We start from the raw sequence: 21,505 nt of genomic DNA, 5'->3' as shown, positions 1-21,505 counted from the left end.
TGTGCCGGCTTTTTTTGTGCGCGCTATTCACTCTGATGCAGTTCGCAGCGGTTACGGCCATTTTGCTTGGCTCTGTACAGTGCCTTGTCGGCATATTTGAGCACTTCATAGGGGTCGTCAGCCTGTAAGGGCCACTCAGCCAAACCGATTGATATGTGCAGTTGGTCAAGCGGGGCGATGGCGTTGGTTTCCACTTCCTGGCGCAGACGCTCGGCCAATACCCAGGCGCTGTCCAGAGAAGAACCCGGCAGGATGATAATGAATTCCTCGCCACCGGCACGACAGATCAGATCATCCTTGCGGAAGCAGTTGCTCATGCGTTCCGCCAGCGCTTTGAGGACCTGGTCGCCCACATCGTGACCGTAAGTGTCATTAATCGCCTTGAAATGGTCCACATCCACTGCCAGTACGCTGAATGGAGTATTGCGGCTATGGTGCAGAGCAATGGCAGATTCAAGGCTGCGTCGGTTACCCAGACCGGTTAAAGGGTCCCTGGCCGCGGCATCCTGCAAACGTCCCAGCTGGCGGTGCACCAGATTGACGCCGGTCAGCATGGCCTGTTTGAGGGAGTCGCTCTCAAAGTACCAGGAACGCACGGAATGGATACGTTTGAGGGTATCTTCATGGTCCAGCGACTGGGCGCTCTCAGCCAGTTTTCGCAGAGGGCTGGCGATCAGGCGTGACAGCCAGAGGATGAGAATGAGCGTGACCAGAACAACGGGTAAGGTGTTGCTGATGACGCGCCACATCTGCTGATTCAGCGTCGTTAGTGTGGCTTTTACCGGTCGCTGGGCGACCACACCCCAGCCTGCCGCCGGTATGGGAGCATAGCCAGCCAGCATGTCCACGCCTTTGCTGTTGATGACGCGGGACATGCCCTGTTCACCCGCTACCACGGCGTCGATGACCGGGTTGACCAACACCTGCTCGCCGACGCGCTCCCGCTTGGGATGGTAGATCAGCCGCTTCTTCTGGTCGACCACGTAGATATAGGAGCCATCCTCATAGAAATGCTTGCCCAGGATGTTACTGAGAATGTTGCGTTCTTTCAGATACAGAGAGCCTGCCAGATACCCCTGGTATTCGCCTGCGGGGGAGAATATCGGGTGTGAGATCAGGACCAGCAGATTACCGGCGGGGGAGATAAAGGGGTCACTGATCATGGGGCGTTGCTCGTCCAGCGCCAGGGCGGTGCTGCTGTCGGTGAGCTGTTCCCCCAGCACGGGCAGGGTATCCGGTGAAATGTTGAGTATCCTGCCCGATGGGTCGATGATCGCTACCGAGCTGAAACTGCCGGACTGACGCATTAATCTCTCGGTCACCTCATGACGCGCTTCAGGCGAGTCCAGCTTGCTGCTGAGCATGCGCGCATTGTAGGCAAGTGTCTGTTGGGCATTGAGCAGGAAGTGTGTGGTGACATCCGCCAGTTTGCTGGCATAGGCGTGGTTGCTGGACAGTGCCTGTTCGATGAGCAGCTGTCGCTGCACTTGATAGCTGGCAAAGAGGCCGTTCACCAGTGTCAGAGCTGCAGTACTGAAAGCCAGGAGCAGGATCAGGTGTTTAAGGTCGAGACGAAACAGATTTCTAACAAACACAGGCAAGGGGCTCCATGATTCGGTACTACTTCACGTCCTTTTGCGTTGGAGAGTCAGTCATTATGCCTTGGCGGCGGGTATTGGCTGCCTGTGACGCAGTCTAGCATCTAGTGGTGTTCAACGAGGCAAAGACTAGCAGGTATCCCCTGGCGCATAAAGAATTCCATCCAGAGGCGCTGATGGTCCTGCAGCCGGTCTCCCGGTCCTTTGACTTCAATGAGGCGGTACTCGTGTTGCCGGGTGTCGAAGCAGATCAAGTCCGGCATGCCGCGACGGTGGTGGCGCAGGTCGAGCATCAAGTGGCGGAACACGGCTTCCAGGTGAACAGCCGGTATCAGCTCCAGCGCCTGGGTCACCAGTTCAAGGGGCAGTGATGGCCAGTGGATCAGGCTGCAGCGAATGCCCTGTTTTTGCCGGTAGTACTGCACAATGGTTTGGCGATATTCACCCGTTTTCAGCTGCGCCAGCTGCATCTCAACCAGAGCCTCTCGGCGCTGAAAAAAGTCGGGGCGGTAGAGATCAGCCGGGCCGGCCTGAAAGGGGTGGAAGAAGGCTCCTTGTTCCGGGCTGTAGAGCGCAGGCCAGAGCAGCAGGGCAAAGAGGCCGTTGAACAGCCGATTTTCTACGTGCCAGGCCTGTTGGTGATCGTCACTCAGCGCGTCGATGACCAGGCGTTCGACCCTCAGGTTCTCGTCGGCAGGCAGTATGAGGGTTTGCTCCTGCAGGGAGGGGCGTTTGATGCCCGCGACCTTATGCCCGGCTTTTTTGCCGGTGCGCTGCAAAATCCGCTCAATTCGCAGCCGGGCTTCGGGTTGTTTAACCTCATCAAGCAGTTGTTGTGCGTTCGCAAAGGTGTCTTCAGGTGTGTCATTGAGCTCCTGCAGACGCAGATGTCGCAGCTGTGCGTCGCGGTGCGGGTTGCTTGCGTAAAGCTGTCGGGCCAATGTCACTTCACCGCTGCGTTCAGCCGCATGCCCCAGTGCAAAGGCCAGCTTGCGCCGACGGTGCTCCAGCCAGTCGTTAGGGCAATAGTGGGGCAGTTGGCTGACAAGGTCGGTCAGGTCTGCGCCGCTATCCAGTTGTTGCTGCAGATCTGCCAGCTGCAGGTAGGCATCCACCTCGTCGCGCTGTTGAAAGGCACGGCTACCCGCATCCAGCGGCACGGGCTCGTAGCGCTGATGGCCCAGCTCGGTGACAACAAATTCGGACCAGTCCTGATGCAGGTTACCAAAGAACATCAAGCGCAAACGCTGCATCAGTGGGCTGATGTTCAGGGCTACAACCTCAAAGCCTGCATCCGGCAGCCAATGGCTGAAGAGGCGGCGATCCTCGTAATGGGAGCTCAACCAGTCCTGCAGCTCCTGCTTGCGAAGGCTGCGTGAAGGCGGGCTGTCCGGTGCAAGGGTTGCGCATAGTTGCCAGAGTTCAGCCTTACGCAGCAGGGAGCCAAGCTCATTGGTGTTTAGTTGTGGATCCGGCTGAATGAGTTCTGCGTCTGCCAACAGGCCCAACAGGCGGTTGATGTCCGGTAGCTCGGCATATTCAAGTTGATCGGTACGAAAATATTCACCGCGACGCATCACCATCCGAATCAGCAACGCCTGGGCCGGCTCTGGTACACTGCGAAAGCGTTGCAGCTGGTCACACTCATGCTGATCGAGCAGGTCGCCGTGGCGTTGGCTGACCCAATTGATCAGGGTATGCGCATTACGCAGGTAGTAAAGCGGGTCGTTCAGGTCGGCCTGAATTGAAGTGGGCTCTGGCATTGAGGCTCGGCAGCTCAGAATGAACGCGTAGAATCGAACTTTTCCAATCGGGCCTGGCCCGAACAGTGCAAGCGGATGAGCATAAAACAAAGGCAGTTCTATCGCCAGGGGCCGGACCACCGTGCCGGACAGGAGATCGACTTTGTCGAAGTACGGCGTCGTTTTGATTTTCGCAGCATCGAGCTGGGCCGCTGGGTGACCAAACAGGAACGCAGCCGCGCGGCCGGGCTTTTCTATGATGCGCTCTGCGACTTGATGCTGATTCTGCAGGGGCCGGAGCAACTGGTGTCACTGCGTGGCACCCTGGGCCTGCAGTATGGCACGGGCGGCCGCCCGGGTGTCTCTGCCCACTATGATCCCTCCCGACGCGCCTTTGCACTGGCCAAGAATGCCGGCCCCGGCAGTATCGCCCATGAGTGGTTTCATGCGCTGGACCATTACCTGTCGGACAAGGTATTCACCGATGCGCCCTCGGGGTTGTTTGCCTCCGCCGCCTGGCTGGACGATGCCACGCCGGTGGTACACCCCCTGAATGATCTCTGGTTTGCCTTGATGAAGGCGATCTTGCTGGATGAGTCCGGGCGCGAGCCAAGCGAGCTGTTCAATCATTCGGTCAACATGGACCGCAAATTGCGCACGCGCTATTACAGTCGTCCTGAAGAGGTCTGTGCACGTGCTTTTGAGGCCTTCGTACAGGATGCCAATGTGAAAAACCACTTCTTGGTGAAAGGCACACGTGAGTCTCCCGAAGCCCAAAACGGGCTTTACCCCCGTGATGACGAAAGACAGCGGATCAACCAGGCCTTTGCCGATTACTTTTACCGCCTGGGCGCGGCACTCAGTCGTCAGACCTAGCCATCAGGTTCAGACATGGCTATTCGACTTAGTGTTAATAGCCTAAGTGTCGATTGTGGCTGTAACACACGCTCCCTAGAATCGCCGGCTTTTATCTTCAGCGATAACAAGAGAGCTTATGTCCGAAGTAGATCAATCGACCTACCAGGCGCAGCGAAAGCCCCGTTCTGCCTTCGCCTCCCGTGCCGAGTATCTGGACCATGAACTGCAAAGCATGCGCCCCAGGCGCTGGCGTCCGAACCTGCCCTTTAAAGACTACCGCTTCGAGGTAGAGGATTGGGTGCCGGCCATGGCGGCCACCATCGGCAAGATTGTGATGGTGGCCGCGATTGTCGCCGCCTTCGCTACCCAGCTGGGGTTGCCGGAAACCTTTGTCATTGAAAACGTGCGCTTTGAGCTGCTGATTGCGGCCATCCTGTTTGTTGTGCTGGTATCCGGTTTCTTGAATCCGAATGCCAACCTGGCGGGGACACATGGGCCACTTATTCCCTTGATACCACTCATCGTGGCCTCCGGCGGCCATCCCATGGCCCTGGGCCTGATGATCGGTGTGCTGGGCTTTATTCTGGGTATTACCAAAGGCGGCAGTCTGCTGGCGCGGTTGACCAGTAACGGGGTCTGCGGCGGGCTATTGCTCTATCTTGGCTTTATCGGCATTACCGGTCAGATCAGCAAGCTGTTTGCCTGGGCAGAAGGCTTCGATATGGCCTACTTGGCGTTTATCGTGATTATCAGCACCATCATCATGTATGCCTACCTGGAGCATATTCAGATGCGCTGGCTGGCCATTCCGCTGGGCTCGGTGCTGGCAGCTGGTCTTTCCTTCGCACTGGGCGCGCCCTTTGAGTTCACTACAGAACCCGGCATGCCCAACATGAACCCGGCGTACTGGTGGGGTGAAAACACTGGTTGGCAGCTGGGCTGGCCGGAGCTGCATCATTTCATTGCGGTAGCGCCTTTTGCCATCCTGGCGGTGGCCATGTGGTCGCCGGATTTTCTGGGGCATCGGGTGTTTCAGGAGATCAACTACCCGAAAAAAACCGAAAAGGTACTGATGGATATCGACGATACCATGTGCACCGCGTCGGCTCGTCAGATCACCGGCAGCCTGCTGGGTGGCGGTAATATCACTTCGTCTTGGGGGACCTATATCGTGCCGGCAGCCATTGCACGTCGTCCCATTCCGGCCGGTGCCATTCTGACGGGCTTCCTCTGCGTGGTTGCCGCACTTTGGGGCTACCCCATGGATCTGGCCGTGTGGCAGCCGGTACTCAGCGTGGCGCTGATTGTCGGTGTATACCTGCCGCTGCTGGAAGCGGGCATGCAGATGACGCGTGAAGGCAAAACGACCCAGTCTGCAGCGGTGGTGATTTTCTCCTCGGCACTGGTGAACCCTGTGTTTGGCTGGTCACTGACGGTGCTGCTGGATAACCTGGGCCTGATCGGCTGTAAGGAGCGCGGCAAAAGCCTGGGTCATATGGGCCGCTGGGTGGTGCCGGGCGTCGTCTTCCTGATTCTGTGCGCGGTGATGGCCGGTATCGGCATGTTCCCGGGGCTGCCGCCCTTGCTGGAATCTTTCCGCGAGCTGTCCTGATCTCAGCTGACCATAAAACGCCGGGCTTTGTCCCGGCGTTTTAGTCTGTAGAACCTATGATGAAAGCCGGTTGCATCTTATGAGTCCGGCTGCTTTGCTGTATACTTCGCGCTCGATTTTCAACCAGTGATTCACGAAGCGCCTTATGCACACCGACAGCCTCGACAAACAGACCAAAACCCGCCTGAACAAGCTGCAGAAACGCCTGCGCCGTGAGGTAGGCCAGGCCATTGAAGCCTTCAATATGATTGAAGAGGGCGACAAGGTGATGGTGTGTCTGTCCGGTGGCAAAGACTCTTATGCCATGCTCGATATTCTGATGAATCTGCAGAAGAGTGCGCCGATTCGGTTTGAGCTGGTGGCCGTGAACCTGGACCAGAAGCAGCCGGGTTTCCCGGAAGAAGTTCTGCCCAATTATCTGGAGTCCATCGGTGTGCCTTTCCACATCGTGGAGCGTGATACCTACTCCATCGTCAAGGAAGTGGTGCCCGAGGGTAAAACCACCTGTGCACTCTGCTCGCGCCTGCGTCGTGGCACCCTGTACGGTTTTGCCGAAGAGATCGGGGCCAACAAGATCGCGTTGGGCCATCACCGCGACGATATTCTGGAGACCTTCTTCCTCAACATGTTCTACGGTGGCAAGCTCAAGTCCATGCCGCCCAAGCTGGTATCCGATGACGGCAAGAACATGGTGATCCGTCCGCTGGCCTATGCCCGTGAGAAAGATATCGCCGAATACGCCGAACTGCGCGAATTCCCGATCATCCCGTGCAACCTTTGTGGCTCTCAGGAAAACCTGCAACGCCAGGTGATCAAGGAGATGCTGCAGGGCTGGGACAAGTCGCATCCGGGGCGCATTGAAACCATGTTCCGCTCGCTCTGCAATGTGGTGCCTTCACATCTGGCCGATAACGAACTCTTCGACTTCAAGGGCCTGCAGCTGGGCTTCCCGCACGGCATTGCACCGGATACCGGCAGTGCTCTGGGGCCGCTGGGTGATGATGAAGAAACCGGCGCCAATGGCTCTGGGGTTCAGGTGATGGAAAAGATCGATATTCTGTCGGTTTAAGCCTAAAAATTAACCGCTTGACCTGCGGCTCGCTTTTGCGGATATTCGGGTTTACCCGTATAAAAACAAAAAGGGAGTTCGCATGTCTCAGTCGCTTCTCGAACGTCAGGATCAGGCCGGTGTTGCCACCCTGACGTTATCCCGCCCCGATGCCTACAACAGCCTTTCTCTGGAACTCATGCAGGCGCTGCATGCCGAGCTGGACAGCATTGCCGACGACATCAATGTTCGCTGCGTGGTCATCCGTGGTTCCGGCAAGGGGTTCTGTGCCGGCCATGATCTCAAGCAGATGCTGGGTGAAGGGGAAGAAGAGTACTACCGCTGTACCTTCGATACCTGCTCCCGTTTGATGCAGCGTGTGGTCAGCCTGCCCGTCCCGGTCATTGCCCAGGTACACGGTGTTGCCACAGCGGCAGGCTGTCAGCTGGTTGCCAGTGCCGATATGGCGGTTGCCGCTGATAATGCCCGTTTTGCGACGCCCGGTGTCAACATCGGTCTGTTCTGTTCAACACCAATGGTGGCGTTAAGCCGCGCCGTACAGCCCAAACACGCCATGGAGCTGCTGCTGACCGGTGATCTGATCAACGCCCAGCGCGCCTTTGATATCGGTTTGATCAATCAGCTGGTGCCGGAAGCGGAGCTGGAAACAGCCGTGGATACGCTGGCGGCCAAGATCGCGTCCAAATCCCGTAAAACTCTCCAGATCGGCAAGCAGGCGTTTTATCGCCAGCGCGAATTGCCATTGTCCGAGGCCTATGAATTCTGCAGTGAGGTGATGGTCGGCAATATGCTGATTGATGATGCGCAGGAAGGGATAGATGCATTTATCAATAAGCGTAAACCGGAGTGGACGCACCGTTAAAAGCGGTTACAGATTTGACACCCCCTGGCTCAGGGGCAGAAGGGCGGCCAGCAATGAAAGCAGCAGAACCCAGGGCTTGAGGTTGTTGATCTGCCAATATCGCTCGGACAGGTAGCTCAGGCTGTTGCCCAGCAATACGCCGGGCAGCAGTTTGAGCGCCAGCCACAGATGCTCTTCACCCAGTTGGCCAACGCCGAACAGCATTGCCAGAGAGATCAGGGTGCCCACCAGAAAGAAGGCTGCCAGTTCGGCACGGGCGATGGCCGGATCCTGCTCCTGATACACCAGTGCGATCGGTGGGCCGCCAATGCCGGTGGCTGTACCGATCAGACCCGAGAAAAAGCCTCCCGTCACCAGGCTGCGAGGCGTGGTGCGCAGTTTGAATGCACGCCAGCTCAACAGGGTCGCCAGCAACAACGCCAGCCCCAGAAACACCCCTAACAGCGCCTGGCTCAGCAGTTGAACCAGCAATGCACCGACTCCGGCACCTGGTGCACGGGCAATAATGGCTGGCAGCACTCGACGCCAGCGCAGCTGCTGCACGCTTTGCATCACCATCAAAGTGGACAGGCAAAATCCCACCACCAGAATTGGGCCCGGGACATACGCCGGGTCTATCTGGAACAGAACCGGGGCGGCCAGTAAGCCATAGCCGATACCAATGCGGGACTGGACGAAGACACCCGCGGTCACCACGAGTAAGGCCAGCAATTCAGGGGGTGTATAGAGCATCCATCAGATCCTGAAAGTGAAAAAGCTCCCGGAGTGGTTAGTGCGGGACCACAGGGGAGCTTTGTGAAACAGGATAAAATTGGTTTAGCGACCGCCAGCGTCGGCGCGGGAGCGTTCGCTGTTTTCGACCAGTATCTCGGTGCCGATGCGGTTGATCTCGTCCCAGAGAGCCGGGTCAATTTCAATGCCGCTTTCCACACTCTGCTCCTTGTTTTCCTCTACCTGAGTCTCGGTCAGCAGGCGTGTTTTACGGTGCTTGAGACGGGTCGAGAGATCTACGCGGGAGCTGCAGATAATGGTCAGCGCCTGTTTGTCATCGGCGCTGGCGTTGAGGCAGGTTTTGGCCTCGCTGTAACTGGGATAGCGCTCGCCGGCACGGATGGCAGCGGTATGCTCGGTGATATTCTGCTCACCATTCTGCCAGTAGGCCGCCACACTGATGCCACGGCGTCCGCAGTCGGTCAGGGCCTTGAGAATGAACATGCGATTATGGCAGTTGTGCACGGTGACCGTCGCAATACCCACTTCCAGTGCCTTGGCATGAGCCAGGTCGACGGCAGCTGCAATGCAGTTAAGGGCGCTGCGATCATGGCTGTCGATAATGGCCGAGGTGCTGTCCTCATAGACGACGCTGCTGAGCGGCTTGTCACTGTCGTTACGAATGTAGGGCAGGGCACGTTCCAGCTCGCCCAGGCCGTTGAGGCCGTGTTTTTCCAGCCAGAGGATCATGTTGGCGGCATCCTCATAGTTGCCGACAAAGTAGCCGCTGGCTTCGAAGCAGCGACGCAGCGCCGCTTTGAGTTCGTTCATGGAAATATGCATGGAGCTGCTCCTTACTGCTGTGGTGCCAGTGGCATGAACCAGTCATCGCCGAAGCGAGAGCCGATATCGTCCAGCAGCGGTGCGCCCTGGAACATGGTGTTACGGACCCAAAGCCGTGAGCGTGGATCGAATTTGCTGACACCAAAGAAGGCGAGCTTGCAGCGTAGCAGGTGCATGGGCAACACATTACGATCCAGCAGGTTGGCCTGAATATCGCCGTAGACACAGCGGTTCATGCTCTGGATACGGCGCACAATCCCGCGCATTTTCGGTCGCGCGACCATGAAACGGGCGGTGGTATGGTCAGGGTGCTCGGCGACGTAGTCACACAGCTGGTCGTAGCACTTGCGCACGGCATAGCCTACACCCAGTGCCATCTGCTTTTTCTTGGCTTCGGCATCGGCCACACTGCCCAGGCGGGGCTCCATCTTCTCTTCCGAGCGATACCAGCAGGTTTCACGGGTGCCCTCGACGCTGAAGTCGATCGCCAGTGCCCAGGCATAGCGCGTTTCGATCACCTCTTTGAGTGTCTGCAGCGGCATCAGCGGATCCAGATCGAGAAATTCCTCGGCGCAGTGATAGTCTTCAAGGTCATCCACCAGCGTGGGATACAGCTCCAGCAGAATGGATACCAGCATCTCCTGTCCCTGCAGGGAGCAGTGCTCTTCACTCCAGAGAATCAGGCTGTCCCAGTCGTCGAACCCTTCGCTGGCCTTGCTGCGCAGGGCTGCCAGGTCCTTGAGCACCTGCTGGTTGTTGCCGGTTTGCCACTGATCCTCCGTCACTGTTTCACGGGTATGCTGTTCGCAGCGATCAATCAGGCGATGCAGCTGTTCACGAAGGGCGGGGGAGATATCACCCAGTACTCGAATGCGGGCCAGTGCCAGTTCACGCATTTCTACCCAGCGATTGATCAACAGCGGGTGGTTCACCAGATAGGGCGCCATGCCCAGACCAGTTGAGTTACCGATGCCGAAATAGCGTTTGATCTCCGGCTTCATCGGTTGGAAGCTCTCGGGCGAGCGGTGGCGGGCAATATGCTCGGCCTGCAACAGACTGAAGTTTCGCAGCATCAGGCAGACAAACATTTCCGCCGCAAAGGGCCGGGCGAAGTCGGTGTATTGTGTCCGTACCTTTTCCCAGTCGGCCATGCCGAGCTTGCCGCTGCCGTATACGGCGGTGGTGCGATAGAGGTAGCCGACGCGGGCGATACGTTCAACGTCAGGCTGCTCGCCTTTTGCCAGCTGGTCGACTACGTAGTCAAAGTTGCGTGCACTGCGGTTGGCGCGGGACAGCACGAAGACCCGGGCGTCGACGCGGCCTGCTTCCTGCTTGGGCACATTCTGGCGCAGCTTTTCCAGATAGATATCGTCGACCCGGCCTTCCACCAATGCCATGGTGAGGTCCCACTGGGTGGCGATCACGCGGTCATTACGTACTTCCGGTGCCAGATAGTTGGAAAAGAGTACAAAACTGTACAGGCCCTGAGGTGCCTGTACTTCATAGATGACGGTACCGTAACCATCGGCATCCAGGTCCAGGCGGACCGGCTCGATCTGCCAGCGCTCGCGCATGATACGGCGCACCAGGCTGCGCATGAAGCTGAGGCGGCTTTGGTGCATGGCGCCCAGTCGTTCCAGGTGCATTACCTGTTCGGCGGGGCGCAGGGGAAGTGCATTGTCACCCCGCAGAGAGGTTTGAATTGCTGCAGGCGTTATCATTATTGTGATCCTCTGTTAACTCCACATCCTGTATCGGTGTTGCCAGCGGTGCTGGCGCTCAGCATAGATGGGATGGAAACCTTGCTCTTTGGATCTCTGCTGGCTTCCTGTTTAGTTATAGTCGGCAGAGAGAGGACACCCCATGGGTGACAGCTTTATCTTGGGCAAAGCGCTGCGCCTGGACAAATGAAAAGGATCTATCGCCTGATAAGTCGAGCTTATCAAACCCCATTTTTAATTATTTTTTCTGTTCTTTGCTCTGTTCCAGAATGAACTGTACCAGCGCGTCGGCGGCCGGTGGCAATGACTTGTTACTCAAACGAACAATGCCGATGCGGCGCACCACCTCCGGAGTGGTCAATGGGATAAACGTGAGGGTGTTGCTCTCCTCGGGAAAGGCAAAGCGGGGCAGGGTTGTCACGCCCAGTCCGGCTTCCAGCATGGCCACCAGAGAAATCATGTTGGAGATATAAAACTGGGAATCGAGCAGCAGCGGTTCTGCTTCGGTGCCTTCCAGCAGGCGGGAAGTGCCGTTACTGATCAAGCGGTGATCACGCAGGGTTTCCCAGTGCAGGCTGGTTTCACCGGCAAGCGGATGATCACATGGACAGACAACGCCGACATGATCCTCCCAGATCGGGGTAAAGCTTTTATCGCCATGCTCCTCTGCTTTCCAAAGACTGGCGATGCCAAAATCGACCTGCTGGTTTTCCACCATCTTGAGCACGGCAGACGCATTGTCATCATAAAAGCTGATATGCAGATCAGGTGCATTGGCAACAAAGCGGGACAGGATACTCGGCAGCATTCGGCTGGCGATTGACGGTACCGAGGCCAGACGCAGGTGGCCTGTCTTGTGTTCCGCCATCAGGGTCATATCTTCGGCAATGCGGTCGTGATGGGCAATCAGCTCTTTAGCCTGGGGCAGGAAGTGGCGGCCAAAGGGGGTCAGTTCCGCGTTGCTGGATTTGGCATTGCGCTTTTCAAACAGGGTCTCGCCCAATTTGTTTTCCAGATCCTTGATTGACAGTGAAATGGCCGGCTGGGTGCGATGCGCCTTTTCTGCAGCGGCGTGAAACCCCTTGAGTTCAGCGACCCACACGAAGTGTCTCAGCTGGGCGATTTTCAATTCCGGCAGCATGGCGAGGCCTCCCGTTCACATCAAGTATCAGTGATAAGGTATTTTTATCACGGAATATTATTTATTAATTTTTATTATTAAAACACTGCGCCTAGGATGAATCCATCAATTTGGTGGAGGTAATCATGTCTGAATCAATTTTTCGTAACTATATCGCCGGTGAATGGGTTGAAGGCGCGGGCGTGGTCGCCAATATCAGTCCGGCTGACACCAGTGATGTGATCGGCCAGTATGCCCAGGCTGACAAGGCACAGACACAGGCAGCGATTGCTGCGGCAAACCTGGGCCAGCTGGAATGGCAGAAAAGCGGTCTGGAGCAGCGTTACTCCGTGCTCATGTCCATTGGTGACGAGCTGATCGCCCGCAAGGACGAGTTGGGGGAGCTGCTGGCCCGTGAAGAAGGCAAAACTCTGGCAGAAGGTGCTGGTGAAATCTACCGCTCCGGCCAGTTTTTCCATTACTACGCCGCGGAAGTGCTGCGTCAGATGGGCGAAACCGCCGATTCTGTCCGTCCCGGTATCGAAGTTGAAACCCGCCGCGAGCCTGTGGGTGTAGTGGGTATCATCACCCCCTGGAACTTCCCGACCGCCACCGGCGCCTGGAAAATCGCACCGGCGCTGGCGTTTGGTAACGCTGTTGTCTGGAAGCCGGCCAATCAGGTGCCTGCATCGGCCTGGGCGCTGACCGAAATCATCTCCCGTCAGGGACTGCCGGCCGGTACGTTCAACCTGGTAATGGGGCCGGGTGCGGAAGTCGGGGATGTACTGATCAATTCCCGCGATATCAATGCTCTGACCTTTACCGGGTCGCTGGAGACCGGTCGCAAGGTGGCGGCTGCCACCGCCGTGAACCTGGTCAAGTGCCAGCTGGAGATGGGCAGCAAGAACGCTCTGGTGGTGCTGGATGATGCTGATCTGGATAACGCTGTCGAGTGTGCGGTTAATGGTGCCTTCGGTGGTACCGGCCAGAAATGTACCGCTTCTTCCCGCCTGATCGTCACCGAAGGTATTCATGACCGCTTTGTAGAAGCGGTTAAAGCGCGAATGCAGAAACTGGTGGTCGGTCACCCGCTGAAAGAGGGCGTGCATATCGGCGCTGTGGCGGATGCTCGCCAGATGGAGCAGAACCTGGAATACCTGGCGCTGGCCAAGAGCGAAGGTGGCGAGCTGGTCTGTGGCGGTCAGGTGCTCAACGAAGATACCGAAGGCTACTACATGCAGCCGGCGCTGTTTACCGGCACCACCAACGACATGCGTATCAACCGTGAAGAAGCCTTTGCACCGATCGCCTGTGTGATCAAGGTGAAAGACTACGACGAAGCACTGGCGACTCTGAACGATACCAACTTCGGCCTGACCGGTGGCATCTGCACCCAGTCACTGAAGTACGCCACTGACTTCAAGCGTAACGCCAAGACCGGCTGCGTGATGATCAACCTGCCGACCGCAGGTACGGATTACCACGTGCCTTTCGGTGGTCGCAAGGACTCCAGCTTCGGCCCGCGTGAGCAGGGTACTTACGCGAAAGAGTTCTACACCGTCGTTAAAACTACCTACATGCGTGCATAAGCGGAGTCAGGCCATGAACCAGAACCTGCACAAAGACCTGATCGTGGTCGACGGGCTTCAGTATTCCAACTGGAACCGTCACATCTTCGAGCAGTTGCGCGAAGGCGGGGTGACCATGGTGCACGTTACCATTGTCTACCACGAGCAGATTCGTGAAACTCTGCTGCGTATCGCCGAGTGGAATCGCCACTTTGAGTACAACCGCGATCTGATCATGCCGGTGAAGTCCGCCGAGGATATTCGTCGCGCCAAGGCGTTGGGCAAGGTGGGCATCATGTTTGGTGCCCAGAACTGCTCGCCCATCGAGGACGATATCGGCATGGTCGAGGTGATGCGTGAGCTGAACCTGATGATCATGCAGCTGACCTACAACAACCAGAGTCTGCTGGCCTGCGGTTGTTATGAGGCGGAAGACAGTGGTGTCACCCGTTTCGGCAAGCAGGCGATCCGCGAGATGAACCGGGTCGGCATGGTTATCGATATGAGTCATAGCGGCGAGCGCAGTACCCTGGATGCCATTGAGCTGTCCGAGCGCCCCATCGTGATCTCGCACGCCAACCCGACCAGCTTCCACGCTGCCAAGCGCAACAAGTCTGACACTGTGCTAAAGGCGTTGGGCGAGTCTGGTGGATTGCTGGGATTCAGCCTCTATCCGTTCCATCTCAAGAACGGTTCCGACTGCACGCTGGAAGAGTTCTGCGACATGGTCGCCAGTACGGCGGATCTGATGGGCGTTGAACACATAGGTATTGGCACCGACCTGTGCCAGGAGCAGCCGCTGTCGGTGCTGGAATGGATGCGCAATGGCCGCTGGTCGAAAGAGATGGATTACGGCGAGGGCTCCAAGTCCAATGCGGACTGGCCGCGCCCGCTGTCCTGGTTCCGTGACAGTCGTGACTTCCCCAATCTGACCGCAGGCCTTCAGGCGCGAGGTTTCAGTGACGAGGATGTGGCGCGAATCATGGGCCGAAACTGGCTCAACTTCCTCGAGGATGCGCTGCAACCGCAATAGCACAGCGCGACTGAAAACAGTTGCCGTCCGGTGTCCCCGGCCGGACGGCAATGCCCCCGTCGATGCTCCGAACCATAAATATAAAAGCTCGCCGGGAGACTAAGATGAATACAACTACTCAGGCTGCGTCTGTCAGCCAGGAGCTTGATATGCCCAAAAAGTCGTGGCTGTCAGGTGTGGATCTGCCCGTGTTCCTGATCAGCGGCGGGATTCTTGTCCTGTTCGCCGCTCTTGCCCTCTATGATATTGACCTGGTGTCTGGCTGGGTCAATGCCGCCTTTGCTACCTCGACCAAGCTGTTCGGGGCCTACTGGCAGGTGCTGCTCCTGCTTACTTTCCTGATCGGTCTGGTACTGAGTGTCGGCCGCACAGGCAGTGTGGTGATGGGCGGTACGGATACGCCGGATATCACCACCTTCCAGTGGATCTCCATCATCATGTGTACGCTGCTGGCCGGTGGAGGGGTGTTCTGGGCAGCGGCTGAGCCCATGGCGCATTTTACCTCGCCACCACCGCTGTTTGCGGGTGAAGGCGCGGAAACCGGCACGCTTCAGGCCGCCTATAACGCGCTGGCGCAAAGCTTCATGCACTGGGGTTTTCTGGCCTGGGCGATTCTGGGCAGCCTGACCGGCATTATCTTCATGTACCTGCACTATGAAAAAGGCCTGCCGCTGAAACCGCGTACATTGCTGTATCCGGTGTTGGGCGACCGTGTCATGAAAGGCCCTCTGGGTGCCATTGTCGACTCCTGCTGTGTGCTGGCAGTGGTTGCAGGCACTGTTGGCCCCATCGGTTTTCTAGGGCTGCAGGTCAGCTTTGGTCTGGAGAAACTGTTTGGTATTCCCAATACCTACGGTACCCAGGTGTTCATCCTGATCGCGCTGATCGGTATCTACACCCTCTCTGCGGTCAGTGGGGTGAACCGCGGCATTCAGATCCTGAGTCGTGCCAACGTGATCCTGGCGGTGGCACTGATGGCGTTCATCCTGTTGCTGGGGCCGACCGGCTTCATCGTGGATGGCTATCTGCACTCTTTCGGTATCTACCTGGACCAGTTCATCCCGATGGCAACCTTCCGTGCCGATACCGGCTGGCTGGACTGGTGGACCGTGTTCTTCTGGGGCTGGTTCCTGGGCTATGGTCCGCTGATGGCGATGTTTGTGGCGCGTATTTCCCGTGGCCGTACCATCCGTGAAATGATCCTGCTGATCTCGGTGGTGGCGCCGGTGATCACCTGCTTCTGGTTCACCATTGTGGGTGGTGCCGGGCTCTCGTTTGAGCTCAACAACCCGGGTGTGATCTCCGAGCCGTTTACCGGATTCAATCTCCCGGCCGCTCTGATGGCCATTACCGAACAGCTGCCCATGGGCTTCCTGGTCTCGGTGCTGTTCCTGATTCTGACCACCATTTTCGTGGCGACTACCGGTGACTCCATGACCTATGCCGTGTCCATGGTGATGACCGGTACTGACCACCCGCAGACCAGCGTCCGCATTTTCTGGGGCGTGATGATGGGCGTCATGGCGGCACTGCTGATCTCCATCGGCTCCGGCGGTATCTCGGCACTCCAGTCCTTCATCGTGGTGACTGCTGTACCGGTGTCACTGGTGCTGTTGCCCTCCCTTTGGGTCGCTCCTCGCATTGCCCGTCAGATGGCTAAAGAACAAGGCCTTTAACTTCCCTTTGTTCCGGTTGCCGTGCTCTGTGCGGCAACCGGATTTTTCTATTTTTCCGCGACTGAATACACGAGATGACAATGAAAACAGCTGTGAAGACTGATCTTTTTGCTTCCAAAGCGCCCCTTGAATGGGCCGTTATTGCCAATGGCACCCTGTCCACGGCCCAGATTCCCATTGATGCCAATGGCCAGGTGGTTGAAGGGGGAATTGAGGCCCAGGCACGCCAGACCATGGAGAACTTCAAGCACACCATCGAAGCCGCTGAGCTGAGCATGGCAGATGTCACCCAGGTGCTGATCTATGTGACCGACCGTGCGCAGTTGCCGGTGTTCAACCAGGTGTATGCAGAATACTTTGAAGCACCTTATCCCAACCGGGCCGCCATGGTAGTGGCGGGGCTGGCTCGTGAAGAGATGCTGTGTGAGATTGTCGCCTATGCGGCAGTGCCGGCATAAGCCTCATAAGCAGGCAGTTTGAGCCTGAAGGATTAAAAAAGGCGGCCCCAGCGGCCGCCTTTTTGGTGTCTGCTGTGTAGCTGATTAGTGCAGGTCGAGCTGGATGTGGAAGGTGGTACCCACATCCGGGTCAGAGGTAACGGCCATTTGACCCTTGTGCTGTTCGGTAATCACGAAGTAGGGGAATGACAGTCGCTTGTCGGCTTCTTCCGCCGCCTTGGTTTCATTGCCCTTGCGCATGTAGGGCTCGAACAGGTGCATCTGTTCATCGCTGTCCAGGCCGGTGCCGTTGTGCTGAATACGGATCGACAGGGCATCGTAGCATTCAGTCACATAGAGTTTGATACAGGGCGTGAACTCGGCTCCCAGACGCTGGGACTTGTCTACCAGGGACTGGTAGGCATGACGGAACAGGGTCAGGAAAACCTGCTGAAGTTCAGTGATATAACAGGGCGCCAGCGGAATCTCGCCTTCAAAGTGACGCTCAATGTCGATATTTCGGAAGGGCACTGCATTAGGCACCGACAGGACATCACCTGCCTGAATCAGGGAGTGCTCCAGAATATCCACCACGTTGGCATCCTGGGCGCTGTCGTTGCGGCCATGGGCAAAATCGAGCAGATTTCGAATCACGGACTCAACCTGTTGGCCATTCTTGGAGGCGTTTTGCAGCAACTGCTGTACGCGCTCCACCTCGGCAGCGGAATCGGCACCGGTGTTTTGCAGTTTGCCGGATTCCAGCAGGCTCTGGAAATTGCGCAGATCAAACAGGATCGCCTGCAGCGGCGGGTTGATATCGTTGGCCATGGTGGTGGCCAGTTCACCCATGGATGACAGCTTGTCGTGGTGAATCAGCATGTTTTCGGCGATGACCTGGCGGGTCACATCATCCACCAGGATAACGACGCCGGGCTCCTGGGTGTGCTCCAGCGGATATACGGTGATATCCATGTGGTAGCTGCCGGGTTGGCTGTAGCGCAAGGTCAGGGCTTCATTCTGTTCGATGGCCTGCTCGATGTGCTTGGGTGTGACAGTGATATCGGGGTAGATCTTCCAAAGGTTCTGCCCGATCGCTTCCTCTGTGCTGATGCCGGAGCGCTCTTCCGCACGGCGGTTCCATTGCGTGATGGTGCCGTCCTTGCTCAGGCCCACCAGGACCAACGGCATGGAGGTCAGTATATTGCGGATATACGCCTCGGATGACTGCAGGCGCTGGGTGGTAATCACGTGCTCGGACACTTCGTGTTCAAGTTTGGCGGTACGGTCCTGCACGCGCTGCTCCAGGTGTCCGCGGATGGCTTCCAGTTCCACGTTATAACGCCGCGCGCGGCGCCAGGTGACGAACAGGCTGATCACGACCAGTGTCAGCAGAATAATCAATACGCCACTGGAGAAGTTGGCGACGTATTGCCAGCGGGTACTGCCATCCTCGTTACGGAATGGATCCAGCAGGGCCGCCTGACTGAAAGGTGAAGTAAAGAGTAAAGCTGCAGCCAGGAGAAGTCGGTTTGTCATCTAAGGCGGTCCGTTGTCTCGATAAATGAAACGTATTCTCTGCAGATTATAACGGAAGAAGGCCCCGGAGCGCGGCACTAATTGCCACCTGATGACAGATGAAAATAAAAAAAGGCGCCAGGGGCGCCTTTGAGGAGAGATGACAGGCAAGCTGTCAGGGGTTATCGATATCCTCGTGCTCCAGCCACATCGCATTGATGATGCCGAATGAGCAGGCCAGGAGCACACCGAGAATCCAGGCGAAGTACCACATGGTTGTATCTCCTTTAATAGGATGAGTAATCGTTTTCCTGAATGTAATCCACCGAAATCTTCGACCAGAGGGCGCGGTAGCACCACAGGGTGTAGGCCAGAATGATCGGCACGAAGATAAAGGCTGCAATCGCCATTACGTTCAGGGTCAGGTGACTGGATGCTGCATCCCAAAGGGTCAGGCTGGAATTGGGGCTGAGGCTCGACGGCATCACGAACGGGAACATGGATACCCCGGCGGTGGCGATGATGCCGGCCAATGCCAGTGAACTGAACAGGAAAGCCCAGCCCGGCTTGTTGCGGCCTGCCAGCAGGAATACACCGATCAGACCGATGAAACCGCTAATGGGCGCCAGCATGGTCAGCGGATAGAGGCTGTAGTTAGCCAGCCAGGCACCTTCAGCAATGACCACTTCCTTGGCCAGCGGATTGGGCAGGGCGCCCAGTTCCGGTTGGCTGAGAATCTTGTAGCCATCGATGCCCATGCTGAGCCAGATACCGGCCAGGGCGAAGGCTGCCAGTGTCACCAAGGCCAGCAATTGGGCATAGCCCTTGGCGCGGCGTTCCACTTCGCCATGGCTGCGCAGGTTAATCCAGACCGCGCCATGCATGGACAGCATGGCCAGGCTGACGACACCGCAGAGCAGGCCGAAGGGGTTCAGCAGGCCGAACAGATTGCCATCGTAGCTGGGACGCATGAATTCGTCATGCTGGAAGGGTACGCCCAGCAACAGGTTGCCAAAGGCAACACCGAATACCAGCGACGGCACAACACCACCGGCAATCAGGCCCCAGTCCCAGGCGCGACGCCACTTGGTGTTGGCCAGCTTGGAGCGATAGTCAAAGCCGACCGGACGGAAGAACAGGGCGAACAGCACCAGCAGCATGGCCCAGTAGAAGCCGGAGAACGCCGCCGCATAGACAGCTGGCCAGGCGGCAAACAGAGCACCACCGGCGGTGATGAACCAGACCTGGTTGCCTTCCCAGTGCGGGCCAACGGTATTGATTACCACGCGACGTTCGTCGTCGGTTTTACCGATCAGCGGCAGCAGGGCACAGGCCCCCATATCAAAGCCGTCGGTGATGGCGAAGCCAATCAGCAGCACGCCAACCAGCACCCACCAGAGCAGTTTCAGAGTTTCATAATCAAACAGCATATCCAGTCTCCTCAGGTGTTCAGACTTTCACGGCAGCATCGGCTGCGTCGTGCTGTTGTTCGTGGTGGTAACGGCCGGTATGCAGACTGCTGGGACCCAGGCGGGCAAATTTCACCATCAGATAGATCTCGACAATCGCCAGCAGGGTGTACAGCGCGATAAAGGCGAACAGGCTGCCCAGTAGATCGGCCTTGGTCAGTACCGAGGGCGCAACATAGGTAGGCAGAATTTCACCAATGGCCCAGGGCTGACGGCCGAACTCGGCCACAAACCAGCCCATCTCGGACGCGATCCAGGGGGCCGGTATCGAGAACAGCGCCAGGCGCAGCAACCAGGGCTTGTTGAACGAAGTGCGGCGTGCGGTGAAGTAGAACGACAGCGCAAAGATCATCAACATCCAGAAGCCACAGGCCACCATGATGCGGAAGGCCCAGAACATCGGCGCCACGCTGGGGATGGTGTCCCGCGCAGCCATTTTGATCTGCTCGTCTGTCGCATCGACCACATTGTCGGTGTATTTTTTCAGCAGCAGGCCAAAGCCCAGGTCGCCCTTGACCTGATCGAACTCGGCCTTGAGCGCATCGGTTTCTTCTCCGTTGCGCAGGCGCTCCAGCAGGGCATAGGCCTGCATGCCGTTACGGATGCGCGCTTCGTGCTCGATGACCAGATCCTTGATACCAATAACTTCTTCGTCAATGGATCGAGTCGCGATGATGCCCATGACATAGGGGATCTTGATTGCGTAATCGGTCTCCATGGTTTCGTCGTTGGGCATGCCAAACAGGGTGAAGGCGGCCGGCGCTTCTTCGGTTTCCCATTCCGCTTCGATGACGGCCAGTTTGGTTTTCTGCACATCACCGATCTCGTAACCGGACTCATCACCCAGCAGGATGACCGACAGGGATGCGGCCAGGCCAAAGGCGGAGGCGATGGCGAAGGAGCGACGGGCAAATGCCAGATCACGCCCTTTCAGCAGGTAGTAGGCACTGATACCCAGGACGAACATGGCAGCAGTGGTATAACCCGCGGATACGGTGTGTACGAATTTGACCTGAGCGACCGGGTTCAGGAACACCTCGGCAAAGCTGGTCATCTCCATGCGCATGGTTTCATAGCTGAACTCGGAGCCCACCGGGTTCTGCATCCAGCCATTGGCCACCAGAATCCAGAGCGCAGACATGTTGGAGCCCAGTGCCACCAGCCAGGTGACCATCAGGTGTTTTACTTTGCTCAGGCGTTCCCAACCAAAGAAAAACAAACCGACAAAAGTGGACTCCAGGAAGAAGGCCATCAGTCCCTCAATGGCCAGAGGAGCACCGAAGATGTCGCCCACATAATGCGAGTAATACGCCCAGTTGGTGCCAAACTCGAATTCCATGGTCAGACCGGTGGTAACACCGAGGGCAAAGTTGATACCAAAGAGCTTGCCCCAGAACTGGGTCATGTCCTTGTAGATCTGTTTGCCGGTCATGACATAGACGGATTCCATGATGGCCAGCATGAATGACAGCCCCAGCGTAAGCGGGACGAAAAGGAAGTGGTACATCGCCGTAATGGCAAATTGTAGCCGGGAAAGATCAACGATTTCCTCAGTGATCATTACCAGTCTCCTGTGCGAGTTTAGAGCGCCTGAATGCAGGTCATGACATTAATAAAGCATTATTTGTGCCATATATTCCTGTATGTTTTATGTGGTTAATTATTGGTAAT

18 protein-coding genes are annotated in these 21,505 nt (G+C 57.2%); 8 read left to right on the top strand and 10 right to left on the bottom strand.

Features of this window, described 5'->3' with window-relative positions; translation table 11 throughout:
* Positions 1-23 precede the first annotated feature (23 nt).
* Positions 24-1,595: a sensor domain-containing diguanylate cyclase gene (locus BW956_RS06610; protein WP_083702959.1), complete on the bottom strand. Its 1,572-nt coding sequence runs from the start codon at positions 1,593-1,595 to the stop codon at positions 24-26.
* A 107-nt stretch (positions 1,596-1,702) separates the two neighbouring features.
* Positions 1,703-3,361 carry a VRR-NUC domain-containing protein gene (locus tag BW956_RS06605; protein ID WP_076461783.1) on the bottom strand — a complete coding sequence of 553 codons (1,659 nt, stop codon included), beginning with the start codon at positions 3,359-3,361 and terminating at the stop codon, positions 1,703-1,705.
* Between the two features lie 75 nt (positions 3,362-3,436).
* On the opposite strand from BW956_RS06605, the gene BW956_RS06600 reads away from it, so the two are divergent.
* From BW956_RS06600 to BW956_RS06585, 4 genes are all read left to right on the top strand, one after another.
* Positions 3,437-4,216, top strand: coding sequence for a CLCA_X family protein (locus BW956_RS06600; protein ID WP_076461781.1), 780 nt, complete (start codon positions 3,437-3,439; stop codon positions 4,214-4,216).
* 118 nt (positions 4,217-4,334) lie between these two features.
* Positions 4,335-5,810: a DUF3360 family protein gene (locus BW956_RS06595; RefSeq protein ID WP_076461779.1), complete on the top strand. Its 1,476-nt coding sequence runs from the start codon at positions 4,335-4,337 to the stop codon at positions 5,808-5,810.
* Positions 5,811-5,955: 145 nt separating this feature from the next.
* Positions 5,956-6,879: a tRNA 2-thiocytidine(32) synthetase TtcA gene (gene ttcA / locus BW956_RS06590; RefSeq protein WP_076461777.1), complete on the top strand. Its 924-nt coding sequence runs from the start codon at positions 5,956-5,958 to the stop codon at positions 6,877-6,879.
* An 82-nt stretch (positions 6,880-6,961) separates the two neighbouring features.
* Positions 6,962-7,741 carry an enoyl-CoA hydratase gene (locus BW956_RS06585; RefSeq protein ID WP_076461775.1) on the top strand — a complete coding sequence of 260 codons (780 nt, stop codon included), beginning with the start codon at positions 6,962-6,964 and terminating at the stop codon, positions 7,739-7,741.
* A 6-nt stretch (positions 7,742-7,747) separates the two neighbouring features.
* Here the strand turns inward: BW956_RS06585 and BW956_RS06580 are convergent, their stop codons facing one another.
* The 4 genes from BW956_RS06580 to BW956_RS06565 form a co-directional block, all read right to left on the bottom strand.
* The gene (locus BW956_RS06580; RefSeq protein WP_076461773.1) at positions 7,748-8,473 is read right to left on the bottom strand and encodes a sulfite exporter TauE/SafE family protein; all 726 of its coding nucleotides are present in this window, start codon (positions 8,471-8,473) and stop codon (positions 7,748-7,750) included.
* An 84-nt stretch (positions 8,474-8,557) separates the two neighbouring features.
* Positions 8,558-9,295, bottom strand: coding sequence for a DUF3726 domain-containing protein (locus BW956_RS06575; protein ID WP_076461771.1), 738 nt, complete (start codon positions 9,293-9,295; stop codon positions 8,558-8,560).
* Between the two features lie 11 nt (positions 9,296-9,306).
* The gene (locus tag BW956_RS06570; protein ID WP_076461769.1) at positions 9,307-11,016 is read right to left on the bottom strand and encodes a hypothetical protein; all 1,710 of its coding nucleotides are present in this window, start codon (positions 11,014-11,016) and stop codon (positions 9,307-9,309) included.
* Between the two features lie 238 nt (positions 11,017-11,254).
* Positions 11,255-12,157 carry a LysR family transcriptional regulator gene (locus BW956_RS06565; protein ID WP_076461767.1) on the bottom strand — a complete coding sequence of 301 codons (903 nt, stop codon included), beginning with the start codon at positions 12,155-12,157 and terminating at the stop codon, positions 11,255-11,257.
* Between the two features lie 125 nt (positions 12,158-12,282).
* On the opposite strand from BW956_RS06565, the gene BW956_RS06560 reads away from it, so the two are divergent.
* From BW956_RS06560 to BW956_RS06545, 4 genes are all read left to right on the top strand, one after another.
* Complete coding sequence (locus BW956_RS06560) at positions 12,283-13,725, top strand: aldehyde dehydrogenase family protein (RefSeq protein WP_076461765.1); 1,443 nt, start codon at positions 12,283-12,285, stop codon at positions 13,723-13,725.
* Positions 13,726-13,738: 13 nt separating this feature from the next.
* Positions 13,739-14,737: a dipeptidase gene (locus BW956_RS06555; RefSeq protein WP_175611974.1), complete on the top strand. Its 999-nt coding sequence runs from the start codon at positions 13,739-13,741 to the stop codon at positions 14,735-14,737.
* A 104-nt stretch (positions 14,738-14,841) separates the two neighbouring features.
* Positions 14,842-16,413 carry a BCCT family transporter gene (locus tag BW956_RS06550; protein WP_076461763.1) on the top strand — a complete coding sequence of 524 codons (1,572 nt, stop codon included), beginning with the start codon at positions 14,842-14,844 and terminating at the stop codon, positions 16,411-16,413.
* Positions 16,414-16,493: 80 nt separating this feature from the next.
* Complete coding sequence (locus BW956_RS06545) at positions 16,494-16,871, top strand: RidA family protein (RefSeq protein WP_076462111.1); 378 nt, start codon at positions 16,494-16,496, stop codon at positions 16,869-16,871.
* Positions 16,872-16,955: 84 nt separating this feature from the next.
* Here the strand turns inward: BW956_RS06545 and BW956_RS06540 are convergent, their stop codons facing one another.
* The 4 genes from BW956_RS06540 to BW956_RS06525 all read right to left on the bottom strand — a co-directional run bounded on the left by BW956_RS06540 (position 16,956) and on the right by BW956_RS06525 (position 21,395).
* On the bottom strand, positions 16,956-18,386 hold the full coding sequence (locus BW956_RS06540) for a two-component system sensor histidine kinase NtrB (protein ID WP_076461761.1): 1,431 nt from the start codon (positions 18,384-18,386) through the stop codon (positions 16,956-16,958).
* A gap of 154 nt (positions 18,387-18,540) precedes the next feature.
* Complete coding sequence (gene cydX / locus BW956_RS06535; RefSeq protein WP_010323688.1) at positions 18,541-18,639, bottom strand: cytochrome bd-I oxidase subunit CydX; 99 nt, start codon at positions 18,637-18,639, stop codon at positions 18,541-18,543.
* 13 nt (positions 18,640-18,652) lie between these two features.
* Positions 18,653-19,795 (bottom strand): cytochrome d ubiquinol oxidase subunit II, encoded by a 1,143-nt coding sequence (gene cydB / locus BW956_RS06530; protein WP_076461759.1) that lies wholly within the window; start codon positions 19,793-19,795, stop codon positions 18,653-18,655.
* A 19-nt stretch (positions 19,796-19,814) separates the two neighbouring features.
* A complete protein-coding gene (locus tag BW956_RS06525; RefSeq protein ID WP_076461757.1) occupies positions 19,815-21,395 on the bottom strand; it encodes a cytochrome ubiquinol oxidase subunit I in 1,581 nt (526 codons plus the stop codon).
* Positions 21,396-21,505 lie beyond the last annotated feature (110 nt).

The sequence above is a fragment of the Marinobacterium stanieri genome (assembly GCF_900155945.1).
GTDB lineage: Bacteria > Pseudomonadota > Gammaproteobacteria > Pseudomonadales > Balneatricaceae > Marinobacterium > Marinobacterium stanieri.
The sequence above is the reverse complement of the archived record's forward strand: the minus strand, read 5'-3'. Positions and strand labels throughout refer to the sequence as shown.

Bases quoted from the DNA above. Each gene is read 5' to 3' on its own strand.
- BW956_RS06545 (WP_076462111.1), top strand. From the start codon at position 16,494: ATGAAAACAGCTGTGAAGACTGATCTTTTTGCTTCCAAAGCGCCCCTT.
- ttcA (WP_076461777.1), top strand. From the start codon at position 5,956: ATGCACACCGACAGCCTCGACAAACAGACCAAAACCCGCCTGAACAAG.
- BW956_RS06565 (WP_076461767.1), bottom strand. From the start codon at position 12,157: ATGCTGCCGGAATTGAAAATCGCCCAGCTGAGACACTTCGTGTGGGTC.
- BW956_RS06585 (WP_076461775.1), top strand. From the start codon at position 6,962: ATGTCTCAGTCGCTTCTCGAACGTCAGGATCAGGCCGGTGTTGCCACC.
- BW956_RS06600 (WP_076461781.1), top strand. From the start codon at position 3,437: ATGAGCATAAAACAAAGGCAGTTCTATCGCCAGGGGCCGGACCACCGT.
- BW956_RS06605 (WP_076461783.1), bottom strand. From the start codon at position 3,361: ATGCCAGAGCCCACTTCAATTCAGGCCGACCTGAACGACCCGCTTTAC.
- cydX (WP_010323688.1), bottom strand. From the start codon at position 18,639: ATGTGGTACTTCGCCTGGATTCTCGGTGTGCTCCTGGCCTGCTCATTC.
- BW956_RS06570 (WP_076461769.1), bottom strand. From the start codon at position 11,016: ATGATAACGCCTGCAGCAATTCAAACCTCTCTGCGGGGTGACAATGCA.
- cydB (WP_076461759.1), bottom strand. From the start codon at position 19,795: ATGCTGTTTGATTATGAAACTCTGAAACTGCTCTGGTGGGTGCTGGTT.
- BW956_RS06550 (WP_076461763.1), top strand. From the start codon at position 14,842: ATGAATACAACTACTCAGGCTGCGTCTGTCAGCCAGGAGCTTGATATG.
- BW956_RS06560 (WP_076461765.1), top strand. From the start codon at position 12,283: ATGTCTGAATCAATTTTTCGTAACTATATCGCCGGTGAATGGGTTGAA.
- BW956_RS06575 (WP_076461771.1), bottom strand. From the start codon at position 9,295: ATGCATATTTCCATGAACGAACTCAAAGCGGCGCTGCGTCGCTGCTTC.
- BW956_RS06540 (WP_076461761.1), bottom strand. From the start codon at position 18,386: ATGACAAACCGACTTCTCCTGGCTGCAGCTTTACTCTTTACTTCACCT.
- BW956_RS06595 (WP_076461779.1), top strand. From the start codon at position 4,335: ATGTCCGAAGTAGATCAATCGACCTACCAGGCGCAGCGAAAGCCCCGT.
- BW956_RS06580 (WP_076461773.1), bottom strand. From the start codon at position 8,473: ATGCTCTATACACCCCCTGAATTGCTGGCCTTACTCGTGGTGACCGCG.
- BW956_RS06555 (WP_175611974.1), top strand. From the start codon at position 13,739: ATGAACCAGAACCTGCACAAAGACCTGATCGTGGTCGACGGGCTTCAG.
- BW956_RS06525 (WP_076461757.1), bottom strand. From the start codon at position 21,395: ATGATCACTGAGGAAATCGTTGATCTTTCCCGGCTACAATTTGCCATT.